The following is a 14,076-nucleotide window of genomic DNA, read 5'->3' on the forward strand; positions in this document are numbered from 1 at the left end:
CTGTCCATATTATGGGTTATAGTTCAGTAATGAAAAGTAATCATTCTTTTAAATAATGATCTCCCCCATGATTGAAACAGGAAAAGATGTTTGTTAACTTGTCTTTATTAGAAGTTGTCAAATCAATCTACCTCTTTCTCTCAATAATGTGTAGAATAAAATGAAAATAAACACTATATTAATAGTGTTAGAAGAGTAATATTTAGTGGTTTTAATTTTAGGAATATTCTATTATTTATTACACCCTATGATTAGGGACATTTTCGATAACTTCCTTTCTTTTCTATATTCAGAAAGGTTAGAACCTCCACGCAATTTTAGAGTTTTTTCTTTGCATTCATCCCCCACCAATAAAAGTGGGGATGATTACTGAATGAAGTTAACAGAGTCTTATTTAGAAATGTAGGAACCCAGGTAATGATTGACGGAATTAAATGTAGCCGCGAAACGGCTGTACGCCCAGGAATACTGATCCAGCGCCGTCATACATACTTTCGTTAAGGAATGCGTGCTGGGTTACGACCATTGCATCGCGTAGATAGCGTTGAAGTGGGTGCCCGTCGTAGATTGCTGAGGTGCCAGCGAGCATGTAGGCTGTCTGCACGGCACTTGCACCTTCACGAGCAGCTTGTGCCGCTGCTAAACGCAACATGCTGGTTTGCTCAACGGAGACACCGTCTCCCATTAGGATTGATTCCCAAGCAGCATCAGTGGCCTCGTAGAAGAAAGCGCGCGCCGACCTTAGAGATGCTTCTGCCTTTGCAACGCCAACTCGCAAGTAAGCACGATCGCCCATCTTTGGTGCACCGGTGATGCTAGAACGGCCTGCCATCTGAGAAATTTCATCAAGCGCAGCACGGGCTATGCCAAGATTGACCACCGCCAGCACCTGTGCTGCATAAGCGATAGATGGATACTGGTAGATCGGCTCATCAATAGTGGGCACTCCGCCACGGGCAAAGGTCCATTCGTCAGAGACGAAGGCGTCTTTCACCCGAAGGTCATGGCTACCCGTTCCGCGCATCCCAATCACTTCCCAGTTCTCGACGATTTCCACATCCTCAGGTCTCAGCACCGCAGTAAGCGGCTTACCGCCTTCTCCAATGCCAATACCAACACCGAGAATGTCAGCACCCTTGCAGCCGCTCGCAAACTTCCAGAGACCGTTCACGCTCCAGCCTCCCTCGACCTTCTCTGCAGGCTGGACCGGAAATAAGCCGCCTGCGAAGGCCACGTCCGGTCCATTTGCGTAAACGCATGCGAGCGTTTCACGTGGAAGGGCAGCTAGGTAGATTGCAGCAGAACCGAAGCTCGCCACCCATCCGGCAGATCCGTCAGCCTCGGAGATGGTTTCGATCAGCTTGAGGAACTCCCTAGGAGAGGAGCCATCACCGCCAAAGCAACGCGGTGCGTGAGCACGATAGACGCCCAATTGTTTAAATTGCTCGATCATGTCCCGAGGCACATGTCTCTTCGCTTCAAATTCATCTCGTCTGGCGCGGATTTCGGATAACACAATGTCAATCTGGTTTTGATTTTGCATTTTAACAGTCATGATTCATTCCTCCCCATTATTATCTATCGTTTCACCTAATGATTATTGTTTTAATTCTATAGAACACCCTTATCTCATAAGCCTTCCGCCATTAATGTCAAAAGTTGCTCCGGTTGTAAATCCACCACTATCAGAGGCTAATAAGGAAACTAAATCTGAAACTTCTCGGGGTTCTCCCACACGTCTAAGTGGAATGGTCTCTACCATTTGGGCTAATTTAGCTGGATCCATTTTATCCATCTCTGGTGTACGAATGGCAGCTGGAGCAACCGTATTAACAGTAATTCCATAAGGCGCTAGCGATCTAGCAAAGACTTTACTTAACGCAATTTGTCCCGCCTTGGAAGCAGAATAATGGGCACCCGAAGTTAATGGACCTGCCTGCCCTCCAATGGAAGACATATTGATTATTCGTCCCCATCCCCTCTCTTTCATTGTAGGAATAACAGCTTGTGAAAAAAAGAATGTGCTTTTTAAATTGACAGATAAGACTTGATCCCATTCTTCCTCATCGATCTCTTCTATTGAAGTTTCAAAACGGATTCCTGCATTATTTACTAGAATATCGATTCTACCCCACTCGTTTAAAACCTCGTTGACAGCACTTTTAATTCCGTTAATGTCAGATACATCCAATTGGATGAACATGACTTGCTTCTGTAATTCTTCCTGTTGAAACCGCTGTCTTGTTTGTTCAAGATTCGCCTTATTTCTGATCACAAAAACGACCTTTTTTCCTTCCTTTACGAAATTTTCGGCGACAGCTAAACCCAGACCTTTATTTGCTCCGGTAACTATTGCGACTCTTTGTTCATTCATTTGCATTGAATTTCTCCCCTATTCAAAAAATTTACAATACATTACAATTACAATTTCCTGTATTATGGTCCGAATTTTAGCACGATATCAGACCAACTGATAAAACGCTTTCATAATGTAATTCTATTAATCACTATAATAATAGACAGGACTGAGAAGCCCCATGTATCCATGTTGGGCTCCGCCAATTAGTCTTCTTATTTTTCAAGTAAGAAAAACGGTCTGCCAAGTACAGCTTCTAAACGGAAATACTTATCCAATCCAGTTGCACGGAATGAATTGGTCATATCTGCAACGGTTTGTAAATCTGGAACATTATAAAGGAAACTTGCATGCCAGCCAGCACTTCCAGCAGGTCCAGCTGTTAAAATATCTCGGTCAATGGTGCCAAGTAACTCTGACCCATTCTCTCTCCATGAAGCAATGATTTCGTTTAATACAGGTAGAATCTCATTTGTCTTCTCCTCACCCGTTGTGTTAAACCACCCTGTTGATTCAAAATAGAACATTACTCTAAGTGGTGATGGTACTTGTGGTGCATCGTGTTTAATTCCAGCCATTTTTATATTCCTCCCTGTTATCTCCATAATAATTTCAATTGTTAATCTAGTGTTACTAGTTGACTCAGAAGCAAAAATATAAGATTGCTACTCTTCCATAGCATCTATACTTTCTATCACTTTTAACAAGAATATTTTACAATATAGATTGTAAAACTCTTAAAGCATTTCCACCCACAATTTTCTCAATATCTTGTACCTTATAATTTTTCTTGATCAGCCATTTAATTATATTACTCATGGCTTCAGTTGGGTTCTCTAATCCTTTGACAAAAGGAGAACTGTCATAGTCTTGATTCCCATGTGACTCATGAAGCGATAACATCGAATCGAAAGCGTCTTGCAGGGCTACATGATCTCCAAAAAATGTATCCGGTCCTAAACCAACATGTTCAATCCCGACTAAATCTATGAGATACTCTAAATGCTCCATAACCGATTCAATGGTATGTTCATTGGGATTCTTAGAAGAAAGAGTGGTGTTTGGAGCAGCACAAACCCCGATAACCCCACCTTTTTCAGCACATGCGAGAAGAATTTCATCCGGTTTCATTCTTGGTGAATCCCATACTTTCCTCGCTCCAGCATGGGTAATCATGACAGGTGATTCACTTGCTTCAATAACATCTAGGCTTGTTTGATCACCGCAATGTGAGATATCGATAACCATTCCAAGAGTATTCATTCTTTCTACTACTTTTCTGCCAAACTTAGTTAATCCGCCGTCGAATTTTTCAGTTAAACCGGACCCTAATGTATTGGCATCATTATAGGTGATCCCCATGCAGCGAATCCCTAGGCCATATAGAACATCTACCCGATCGACTTCATTTTCTAAAATACTTGCAGCTTCCAATGATGGTAGAATGGACACCCGTTTTGATACCTTCGCTTCCTGTAAGTCCTTAAATGTTTTAGCAAGAAAGACGGTATCTTGTTTGGCTATGTCACAATAACGTATCCCCAAGGTTAAGATGACATCGTTCCACTTTAGCCCATTTTGCGATGTGATAATGGAGATTCCATCCATAAAATTCTCAAATACAACATCAATTCCGGAGCGGGCTAAGCCCTCATAATCAAATTCTGTATGAAGCTGACGGCAATAAGGAATGATATCATCCAGAATTTTGGGAACTATAAATCCGTGGTCCCTTAGAGAAACAATCGGATAATATTTTTGAATCGTATTGAAAATACGTTCCTCCGATTCTGAAAGCTTCATCTCATAAGTATTTCGATATCTTTCCGATTGAGGGAGAGGATACGTTTTATAGTGTTTGCCAGGTGTTAGATATTGAAATGAGCGGTATCCATCATAATGTTTTACTGTCATAATCATCCCCACACTTTGTGAATAGTTATTTCCTTCAGTTTGTTCATGTAACCGTTGACTCCACTAGCTTCCTTTTAAGAAGGAAAAATAGCAGACTTTTCACCTTATTAAACTAGTATTTCTTTTAAATGGAGCATTTATTAAATTATTGATTGTTCACCGCAGGAATAGAAATACTACAAATTTTCCCTTTATAGAAAAGAAGCGGTTGTTTCTCTTCTTTTCTAGAGATTGCTTTCACTAAACCCGTTACGATCCAATGGTCGCCGCCTTCTAGTACTTCATGAACATCACAAACAAGTGTTGATAGATTTTCTTTTAACATCGGAACTCCATCTTCAGAAAGTTCGTATTGTGCATTGGCAAATTTATCGGTGCCTTTTTTCGCAAATGTCCAACAATCACTTTCCTGCTCCTCAGATAAAATATTTACGACAAACGGACGGCCGGGTTGGAACGCCGGTACACTATAGCTATTCTTATCTATGCAAACTAAAACTAAAGGCGGGTCCAGCGACAATGATGAAAAGGCATTTGCTGTTAGCCCAATATTTTCTCCATTTTCTCCTTTACCTGTGATGATCGTAACTCCTGTCGCAAATGTTCCCAATGTATTTCGAAATTCTCTTTGATCCATAAACCCATCCCCTTTTTTCTTATTCATACTCCTATAATGACGACAATCTAATCAATCACGCGAAAAATGAACTTTTTTGTATCCTGCCGATAATACACATTCTAGAATATTTCGAACATTCAAACTACAACATAACCTGTCTGAATTCTTCGATCTGTTCAATACTATTAGTATAGTGTTATTTAATGTAAGGCAACTAATCCTATTAAAAGTTCGTTACTAGATAATTGTTGTTTCAAATTAAAGACGGTTGCTCATTCCCTTTTTCCAACATTTTTATTAAATGATAAAGAATTTGATTATAAGGCATAGAAATTTGATTATGCTCTCCTTTTTTTAACAAAGCACCATTCAAAAATTCTATTTCAGTCGGTTCACCACGTTGTATATCTTGATACATCGATGAAAGATGACTTCCAGACATAGAAGGATTGAGTGCAGCAATAATCGTTTCGGTAATATATTTTTTGTTCAGTTCGATCCCTTCTACTTCCGCAACCTTTATGATTTCATCTATAATAGGATCTATAATTTCATAAAAATGACTATAGGTCCCTATTACTCCAGCCGAACTTTTCGTTAACGTGCAAAGGGGATTCATCACAGAATTAAAAGCCACCTTATTCCAGATACTTTTGATAACATTTTCAGAAATGGTTGCGTGAATGCCTGAATGATTGAATATCTGTATCATTCGTTCAGTATCTTCTATGTGTTGGCCAGTCACATTCATGATTTCCGTTTTTCCTGAACCAAATGCTTCCACCATTCCAGGTCCGCTCAGTTTCGCTGAGTACGTCGTAACACCAACAAATAATTGTTCTTTGGACACATATTTTGTTAATATCTCTATATTCCCTAGACCATTTTGTAGAGTGAGGACTTGGGTTTGTTTACCTAACAGATGCAAACAACTTTTCATCATGGAATCTGTCTTTGTTGATTTCGTAAGGATGATTAATAAATCTACTTCCCCCGCACAATCTTTCGGAAGATGTGCTGGTATGTAGACTTGTTCCTTCCCCTTTTCATTTATTACCATTAGTCCATTTTGTTGGATGGCCTCAACATGCTCCTCCCAATCATCGATTAGCTGTACATGATAATCATGTTTATAAAGTGCAGAACCCACACGACTTCCCATTGCTCCAGCACCTACAATCACAATGTTCATTTGATCCCTCCTTTTTACCAAACGATTTTTATGTATACAATCTTCCGTTTCCTTTTTACTAGAGGAAAACAAAAAGAAGTAGTGGTTATCGACTAACATCCACTACCATATATTTTTCGAAAAAAGCACAAGATCATGTTTCATACGGCTACAAAGCTACTATTTTCGTCCAACGTATCAGGGTCGAGATAGGCTTTTACACTGGAATCTATGTCTCTAGTTGTATTGTTTTTTAACATCTGTCAGATACCCTAAATGCTTCAGCAAATCCACAAATTTTCGAAGGGTTTCGACTTGATATTCATCGATATTTTTCCCTTCAAATGAATAAAAGCCTTTCCCTGTTTTCATCCCTATTTCGCCTGTATTCATTTTATTTTCAATAATCTCTGGAGGAGCAAATCGTTCTTCACCCATCGAATCTTTTAAATAGTGACTGGCATGGTAGAGCGTCTCGGCACCGCCCCAATCGATAAATTCTAAGAGTCCTAGAATAGCAAAACGGAGACCGAACCCTACCGTAGATGCCTTATCAATATCTTCAACGGTTGCGACTCCCTCTTCCACAAGACGAGATGCTTCATTCATGGCTAGCGCTTGTATTCTTGGTACGATAAAGCCTGGTGAAGGAGCACAAATTACAGGAACTTTCCCTATGCCTTCAAGTAAGCTGGTCATTTTTTGCAAGTATTCAGAACTAGTTGATTTCGATGGACTTACTTCTACTAACGGCATTAAATAAGCAGGATTCAACCAATGGGTATTCATAAATCTTTCTTTCCCTTGAATATATTCAACTAAATCATTGGCTGAAAAAGATGAAGTGGTAGAGGCAATGATTGTATTCTCTGACAGAATCTCACAGATTGAAGCAAATACGGATTTTTTCACCTCTAAAATTTCTGGTACTGCTTCAAATAGTACATCTGAGTTTTGCCAGGAAAGATTGTGGTCTTTCATCGAACAGACTTCAACTTGACTTAAAATGGTCTTAACGGACTCTCTTGCTATTACATTTGTCACGACTAGGATCTCTAATTGACTCCTTAATTCGTTAAAAACTTGTTCTTTTAACTGGAGAAATTCTTCTCTTGTTCGTTCTTTAATATCAATAAGTGTGACAGGATAACCTTGATAAGCGAAAGAAAGGGAGATTCCTCTCCCCATCCTTCCTGCTCCCGCTACCGCAATGGACCCATTAGTTAATTTCATATTGGATCACGCCTTTTTCCAAAATCTCTTTCACTTGTTCTTTTGTTTTAATAGAAAGTCCTAAGTTCTCCATCGTTCTACCTGTCTTGCGCAAATCTTCCCCTATCACACTGGATGCAATAGCCAATAGACCGGACGCAACTGGTACAGGAACCTTTAGCCATTCACCTAAGGAAACAAGGAAAGCAAGTCCGCATGCCACATCTTCTCTCATATAGCGGTGATGAGTGAGATTAAGAGGTTCATGCCAATCATTTCCATCTACGAGCTTCTCGTGTGCACCGTTTCCATACATCCACTCGTCTCCGTCATGATTATAGTGATCCTCGAGCGGAAAGTGAGGGGCCGTATATCCTAATGCTTCACGAATTCTGATCCGTTCTGCATCCAGCGCTCGATGAACATTTCGAATTGCAGGCTGGGTGCCTTCATCATGAATATCCCATTTATCAAAATGTTCAATGGGTCCTGCATTCATTAAGATAAGTGGCGGGTGAATAATCGGTCCTGCATTCATTAAAGCTCCATCAAGAGCATCTTGATTCTCTTCAATCGCAGGAAAGGCTTCTTTTAAAATCCGAAAGGCATATTCTGCTTGGTTACTAGGGAAGACCCCTGTAGGAAGCCTTGTCCCGCGTCCTGAAATTGAAACCGTTTCTTCATCGTGTTTTCTTGCTAAATAAGGCAGGGTTCCTGTTTCTGCAAACATCACATTTGCTCTACAGCCTTCCTCTACAAGAACCTTGGACATTAGGTAGCTGCCGAATGTTCCAGGTGGTAAGAAAATAACTTGGCCATCTTCTAAAATCGGTGCCAACTGTTTGGCAAGTGAGCTTTGCGTGACAGCGGGTAGAGGAATGACAATGAGCTGTACCCCTTGAACCGCCTCTTTCAAATTGGTCGTAGCATTCGCTAACGTAACCAATCTATTTCCCTTATAGTCTTTTACTTTGATTATTTTTGTTTCTAGCACTTTTTGAAAGGCTTCAGCGTTACGTCTCCATAGAGTAACCTCATGACCTTGTTCCGTCAAATCAACTGCTGCTGCGTAGGATCCATTTCCTCCACCAAGAACCGCAATTCTCATCGGTATTCCTCCATTCATAATTATATTAATAAAAGCAATTCTTTGTTACTTCTTGTATTGTTCAACTAATTCTTTAAGTCGTTCATGGTATTCCTTGCCTGGCAACCCTTTTTCTTCTGCATTCTTCACTGCATTTTCATTAATTGGCGCAATGGTTTCACTCCACAGTTTTGTTTCCTCTTCTGATAATGGAACAATTTCTAACCCTTTGGTTTCTTGACTCCATTTAATAGCTTCTTGGGTGTGTTCATCTAAATATTTCCCTGTGAAAATAGTCATTTCTCTATTTAATTCATCTATCACTTTCTTTACATCATCAGGAAGGCTTTCCCATTTATCCTTGTTCATAACAGCCACAAAAGTATTGATCGTTAAAGGATAATCCGAAACATATTTAACATATTCAGCAAGTTTTAGATCCTTTAATACTTCACGCGAAGAAACATTCCCTTTCACTACTCCAGTTTGCAGTGCTTCTGGTACTTCTGATTGAGCCATCCCGACTGGTGCTGCTCCTAAAGCTTTCATTACTGGCGTTAACGCACCTGCAATACGTAATTGAGTCCCAGAAAGCTCTTTTAAATTGGAAATACTCTTTGTACTTTGGATATAAGCAGGCTCTGTTGCGAAAGTAGTCACAATTTTAAAGTCCTTCAGTGCATCTGCTGGATACTCACTCAATAAATCCGCTACCACTTGGCTAGCTACTTCAGCGCTCGGGTAGCCATTTGGTAAATCTGAAATTTCTAATAATGGAAAACGTCCTGGTTCATATGTGGTTGCCGTTAAACCGATATCAGCTGTACCATTGGCTACTCCATCAAACATATTATCTGCTTCAAGAAGTGTTCCACCAAAAAACATATCGACTTCTACTTTACCATCTGTTCTCTTCTCTAATTCCTCTGCCCATTTCTTCATTTGAACAGCTGGAAATGTATTATCTGGTGCAAAAAAAGCATAGGATAGAGTAATCTTTTCTTCATCCCCGCTCCCAGATGAGCTATTCGAACTACATGCCCCTAAAAAGGCAACCATTGCCACACTTAGTAACATTAAAGCTAATTTCATTCCAAACTTTCTTTTGGATCTCATACTTTCATCTCCTTTTTCATTTTTCATTTATTTTCTTTGTCACTTCAAGTAAATGGTTTATCAGTTTTTGAAAACGCTTTATATTATAGATATCTATAAAACTAGCTTTCTTAGCCCTAAATCAATCTAGCAGATCAGACAATTCCTTCTACAAAACAAACGTTACAATGCTTGGAAAAAGAATGAGCAACGCAATAAACACAAAATATGGGATAAGAAAATAGGATGTACCTCTAAAAATGGTTGTAATCGGTGTAGTAGGTGTTAACCCTTGGACGACAAATACATTTACTCCTACTGGTGGAGTGATCGCGCCAAGACTCGTTACGACACAAAGGACGATAGCAAACCAAATCGGATCGTATCCTAACGCAAGCACCGTTGGATAGAATATCGGTAAGGCAATGGTTAAGAATCCCATTGCATCCATAAGCGCTCCACCAATGATAAAGATGAAAAGAATGGCAAGGAGAATAACGACAGGAGGCACGGCCAATCTACTCACCCCTTCCGCCACATCAAAAGGCATTCTCGTTATGGCTAAAAAGCGCCCAAACACCATCGCCCCAACTATTAGCATCCATACCATAATCGATGAACGTAACGTACTTTCGATCGATTGCTTAAAGTTCTTCCACGTTAATTTACGCATAATTAGGGATAGAACAATGGCACCAAAAGCACCAACGGCAGCCGATTCTGTTGGCGTGAACCACCCTAAAAATAAACCACCAATGACAAAGACAAATAAGATGCCGATTGGAACAACTCCTTTTAATGAGCGAATCCTTTCTTTCATATCCGTCTTTTCCCCAGCAGGTCCAAGATTAGGATCTTTCCAACAAATAAACACAATCGTTAAAATCAATAGAATGGTTAATATAATTCCCGGAACAATACTTGTTAAAAATAAATCTCGTACCGATTGCTCCATTTGTAACGCTAATACGATTAACACTGTACTAGGTGGGATGATAACACCTAATGTTCCTCCAGTAGCAATACTTCCTGTACTTAGCGCCTTATTGTAATTATATTTGTTCAATTCTGGTAACGCCATCGTTCCAATCGTAGCGGCTGTTGCAGAGTTAGAACCACTAATAGAACCAAAGACAGCACTTGCTAACATCGTAGTACTTGCCATCCCGCCTCTGTGATGACCTACCCATGTATAGGCCGAATAAAAGAGCTTTTCTGCAATTCCTGTTCGGTATACCACTTCACCCATTAAGATGAACAAAGGAATAACGCTTAAGGAATAACTCGTAAATTGACTCCATAAATCAGCACTTAGTACATTGTTGGCTGCCTTAGGAGAAGCTGCCAAGATTAACCCAACATACCCGACAATAAACATCGCAAAACTAATCGGCATACGAAGAAACATCAACACAAACATAATGATAATTCCGATGAAGGCTAATAATATTGGATCCATTCTGTCACTCCTTCCAAATGAAGATTGTTTCTTTAATGATGGCAAGAACTATCCCAATGAATCCTAATGAACATAGTTGGACAATAGGATAAAATGGAATTCGCAAGGTTTCTGATACCACTCCGCTCCCCATCATATTCAACCCATGCTGAAATATAAGCCATCCAGCTACGAGAAAAAATAGAGCACTCACGATATTCACAAGGGTGTGAATGATTTTACTGACCATTTCGGGGAATTTGTTAATCAGCAGATCAATAAATACATGACTTTTATGCAATTGTGCATACCCAAGGGCAAAAATACCTGAAATCGCTCCAAGCCAAGTGGCTATCTCCACGGTTCCAGCAAAAGGATCTGAAAACATCCGTTTGATGGCATTAAAAACAATTAATAGCATTAATAAGACAACTGCTGCACCTGCAATCCATGCCAAAGCCTCATTCATCTTATCAATCATGGTAAAAAATAGATTGATAGATTTTGATTTTGTCTTTTTAATGGTTTGATCATATACAGTCACTCTTGCCTGATCATCTATGACTGAAATTGATTGATCCCTATCCATTCTCACACCTCCATGTAAATTGTTTTATGCTTTTTATCTATAAGAGAAGGAAAATTAGCTTTCCCTTACTTTGTGTGGTTAAGACTGTCACACCTGTTGCAAATTGACTAAGCGTATTTCTAAAAAAAGAGCATTGGATTGACTGAGGTGGTTTCTTGTATTATTCTGGTTTTTGCATTTCGGCATAGATTCCTAATTTAATATTCTTTCATCCTCCTAAAATTGAATTGATCTTTCTTTTTGTCCTAATTAATAGAATCTTTACAATCTTCTTTATTTTCTGTCCTGTTTTGAATTATAGTTTAAACATTCTTCTGAATCAATTACCGATTCGGTTGGAATTTTTTGTTTTTACTACCTTATTCAGACTGTAAAATATGGGAATGGTTCTCACCATCTCCTAATTATTCCTAATTCACAAAACTTTGAGTATAGTTTTCTACTTTTTTTGTTAGAAGTAATTGAAAGAATTAGAACTTGGAAAAGGATAAGTGAAGGCTGTTTATTCTTAATTCAAATATGAGGAGGATTCAAATGCTTTTTTCACAAAAAAGACGATTAAACTGCTTATTAATAAAAAAACGTAAGCCCGAACTATAAAAAATAAGCGCAACTTTCCGGTACGCATCACAAATAGCCGTATATCATGATTTTTTTAATCAAATATCCGGCACATAAAAACTGCGCAAAATGCCAAAAAAATCTGAGCCATTAAAAGATTGTGAATTGATATTTTAAATGTGGTGTGTATTGCAAAATAGAAGTGATAGAAAATATCCTGCAGTACTAAGAGAATATCAGGACTTAGATTTAGTTTTGCTCAAAGAAATGGTAAACCACTTCAACCTACCGAAATGGCAAGAGATTATCGAAAGATGGTTGATAAAAGTGGATTACCGTATATTCTTTTTCATGATTTAAGGCATACACATGCGACATTATTGCTTCAACAAGGAGTACATCCAAAAGTGGTTTCGGAACGATTAGGACACTCGACTATCGGGATCACGATGTACACATACACTCATGTGTAACCAAATATGCAAAAAGAAGCCGCCCATCAATTTGAGCAGCTCATCAAATAACCTATGTAAATTTTAAAAATATCCATGTTACCAAAATGTGACCAAAGTTAATATTTTCGTTGTTGGCCAACAACTTTACCTTTCAATCACCTTCATCAAAAATACTCATAAACCCTTATATATCAAGGTTGGCGGGACTGCGTGGGAATCGAACCCACCAGACCTGGCACGCAGGTCTCAAGCAGTTTTGAAGTTCTATACCGTATGTAGTTCCTAGTATCACAAAGTCCTATAAAGTGCTATAGAATAAGGTTTCTTTGATTTAGAGTGTTATGTAATATCATTAATTTTTTTCAAATGGGCACCAAACTCGGCACCGAATTTTCCCCATAAAATAATGCGAATTAATGGTTCAGCATAGAAAACGGAATTTTTTTGATAAACATAATTTAATTAAATTTAAAAATGATTGTAAAGACTAGATTAAATAAATATTATTTATTTTTTAATTAATTCCTCCAAGTATCTCACCTTTTCAGGTATCTCCACTTAACAAATCTCACCTTAAGATTGTACTTCTCATATTAACCCCTACCGTACTTTACAACTATTTGTCTGATAGTCCTCTTTAATTAAATTTAAATATGTCACATTAGGCTTAGGTGACTAACAAAAAGTTGTTTCCCCACTCCACATGTGTGGACTGTAATTGACAACACAATGGATGTCGGTGGGTTTATCAACATTATTGATGCATTTTTCACTTAGATTATCACACTTGTTAAACTAATGCACCCCGTTAGCCATCCATGAAGCGTAAAAAATCGGCGCTTCACCACAGAGAATGAAAATGGTTTAGAACCGTCAGTACCGATTCTACTGCTGGAAGAGGAATGTCGCTGAACTGTGGTGCGTTAAAGCCCATCCGTTAGTCTGACTCCACCCACTACGGTTCACCACTAACTGTCGCTCCCTTACGGGAAGCACACATGGTAGATTAATCCTATTCTGGTTGATGCCCCAACCTCTAATCATAACGATTGCCGAAGAAAGGATGTTTTCAATGGATGTAGTCATTGAAAGAGCCAGCGGTATGGATGTCCATAAGGACAATATTACTGCATGTATTGTGACACCTGAAGGAAAGGAGTTTCAAACATTTTCTACCAAAACTGTATTTCTATTACAGTTGGTTGACTGGATTGAACAACATAGTTGTACTCATGTCGCTATGGAGAGCACAAGTGTTTATTGGAAGCCGATAGTGAATTTACTTGAAGATGAGGATATTTAGTATTTAGTTGTGAATTCGCAACATATGAAGGCAGTTTCAGAACTCAAAAACAGATGTAAAAGATGCAGAGTGGATTGCCAAGCTTCTTCGCCACGGACTGATCAAAGCAAGTTATATTCCAGATCGAAATCAACGAGAACTGCGTGAGCTAGTTCGCTATCGCCGAAGTATTATCGAAGCGCGAGCCAGGCAACATAACAGAATCCAGAAGGTTTTAGAAGGTGCGAACATTAAATTAGATCTGTTTATTTCTGATGTTCTGGGTGTTTCGGCTCG

General features: G+C 39.0%; 13 protein-coding genes, 1 tRNA gene and 1 pseudogene. 3 read left to right on the top strand and 12 right to left on the bottom strand.

The genetic code is table 11. The annotated features are described in order from the left end of the window. Window positions 1-430 precede the first annotated feature (430 nt). From ACN6MT_RS23430 to ACN6MT_RS23480, 11 genes are all read right to left on the bottom strand, one after another. A complete protein-coding gene (locus ACN6MT_RS23430; RefSeq protein WP_419888297.1) occupies window positions 431-1,555 on the bottom strand; it encodes an acyl-CoA dehydrogenase family protein in 1,125 nt (374 codons plus the stop codon). A gap of 69 nt (window positions 1,556-1,624) precedes the next feature. Beyond that, the gene (locus ACN6MT_RS23435; RefSeq protein ID WP_419888298.1) at window positions 1,625-2,380 is read right to left on the bottom strand and encodes an SDR family NAD(P)-dependent oxidoreductase; all 756 of its coding nucleotides are present in this window, start codon (window positions 2,378-2,380) and stop codon (window positions 1,625-1,627) included. Between the two features lie 191 nt (window positions 2,381-2,571). Next, complete coding sequence (locus ACN6MT_RS23440) at window positions 2,572-2,934, bottom strand: hypothetical protein (protein ID WP_419888299.1); 363 nt, start codon at window positions 2,932-2,934, stop codon at window positions 2,572-2,574. A gap of 136 nt (window positions 2,935-3,070) precedes the next feature. Further along, on the bottom strand, window positions 3,071-4,270 hold the full coding sequence (locus tag ACN6MT_RS23445) for a dipeptidase (RefSeq protein WP_419888300.1): 1,200 nt from the start codon (window positions 4,268-4,270) through the stop codon (window positions 3,071-3,073). Window positions 4,271-4,415: 145 nt separating this feature from the next. Next, window positions 4,416-4,907 carry a flavin reductase family protein gene (locus tag ACN6MT_RS23450; protein WP_063254924.1) on the bottom strand — a complete coding sequence of 164 codons (492 nt, stop codon included), beginning with the start codon at window positions 4,905-4,907 and terminating at the stop codon, window positions 4,416-4,418. A 235-nt stretch (window positions 4,908-5,142) separates the two neighbouring features. Further along, the gene (locus ACN6MT_RS23455; RefSeq protein ID WP_419888301.1) at window positions 5,143-6,081 is read right to left on the bottom strand and encodes a ketopantoate reductase family protein; all 939 of its coding nucleotides are present in this window, start codon (window positions 6,079-6,081) and stop codon (window positions 5,143-5,145) included. A gap of 216 nt (window positions 6,082-6,297) precedes the next feature. Then, window positions 6,298-7,293: a 3-hydroxybutyryl-CoA dehydrogenase gene (locus ACN6MT_RS23460; RefSeq protein ID WP_419888302.1), complete on the bottom strand. Its 996-nt coding sequence runs from the start codon at window positions 7,291-7,293 to the stop codon at window positions 6,298-6,300. Further along, complete coding sequence (locus tag ACN6MT_RS23465) at window positions 7,280-8,380, bottom strand: NAD/NADP octopine/nopaline dehydrogenase family protein (RefSeq protein ID WP_419888303.1); 1,101 nt, start codon at window positions 8,378-8,380, stop codon at window positions 7,280-7,282. Before ACN6MT_RS23465 ends, ACN6MT_RS23460 begins: the two co-directional genes overlap by 14 nt. 45 nt (window positions 8,381-8,425) lie before the next feature. Next, window positions 8,426-9,475, bottom strand: a complete 1,050-nt coding sequence (locus ACN6MT_RS23470) for a TRAP transporter substrate-binding protein (protein WP_419888304.1) — start codon at window positions 9,473-9,475, stop codon at window positions 8,426-8,428. A gap of 148 nt (window positions 9,476-9,623) precedes the next feature. Continuing rightward, on the bottom strand, window positions 9,624-10,913 hold the full coding sequence (locus ACN6MT_RS23475; protein WP_419888305.1) for a TRAP transporter large permease: 1,290 nt from the start codon (window positions 10,911-10,913) through the stop codon (window positions 9,624-9,626). A 4-nt stretch (window positions 10,914-10,917) separates the two neighbouring features. Continuing rightward, entirely contained in the window at window positions 10,918-11,481 is a 564-nt protein-coding gene (locus ACN6MT_RS23480; RefSeq protein ID WP_419888306.1) for a TRAP transporter small permease, read from the bottom strand. A gap of 854 nt (window positions 11,482-12,335) precedes the next feature. Here ACN6MT_RS23480 and ACN6MT_RS23485 point away from each other — a divergent pair. Further along, window positions 12,336-12,515 (top strand): tyrosine-type recombinase/integrase, encoded by a 180-nt coding sequence (locus ACN6MT_RS23485; RefSeq protein ID WP_419888307.1) that lies wholly within the window; start codon window positions 12,336-12,338, stop codon window positions 12,513-12,515. A gap of 180 nt (window positions 12,516-12,695) precedes the next feature. Here ACN6MT_RS23485 and ACN6MT_RS23490 read toward each other — a convergent pair. Further along, a tRNA-OTHER gene (locus ACN6MT_RS23490) sits at window positions 12,696-12,780 on the bottom strand. A gap of 789 nt (window positions 12,781-13,569) precedes the next feature. Between ACN6MT_RS23490 and ACN6MT_RS23495 the strand changes: the two genes are divergently transcribed. Both ACN6MT_RS23495 and ACN6MT_RS23500 read left to right on the top strand, forming a co-directional pair. After that, the gene (locus ACN6MT_RS23495) at window positions 13,570-13,800 is read left to right on the top strand and encodes an IS110 family transposase (protein ID WP_419888308.1); all 231 of its coding nucleotides are present in this window, start codon (window positions 13,570-13,572) and stop codon (window positions 13,798-13,800) included. A 97-nt stretch (window positions 13,801-13,897) separates the two neighbouring features. After that, a pseudogene (locus ACN6MT_RS23500) lies at window positions 13,898-13,966 on the top strand (hypothetical protein); the annotation flags it as partial. Window positions 13,967-14,076 lie beyond the last annotated feature (110 nt).

It is taken from the genome of Neobacillus niacini, assembly GCF_048572935.1.
GTDB classification, from domain to species: domain Bacteria; phylum Bacillota; class Bacilli; order Bacillales; family Cytobacillaceae; genus Neobacillus; species Neobacillus niacini.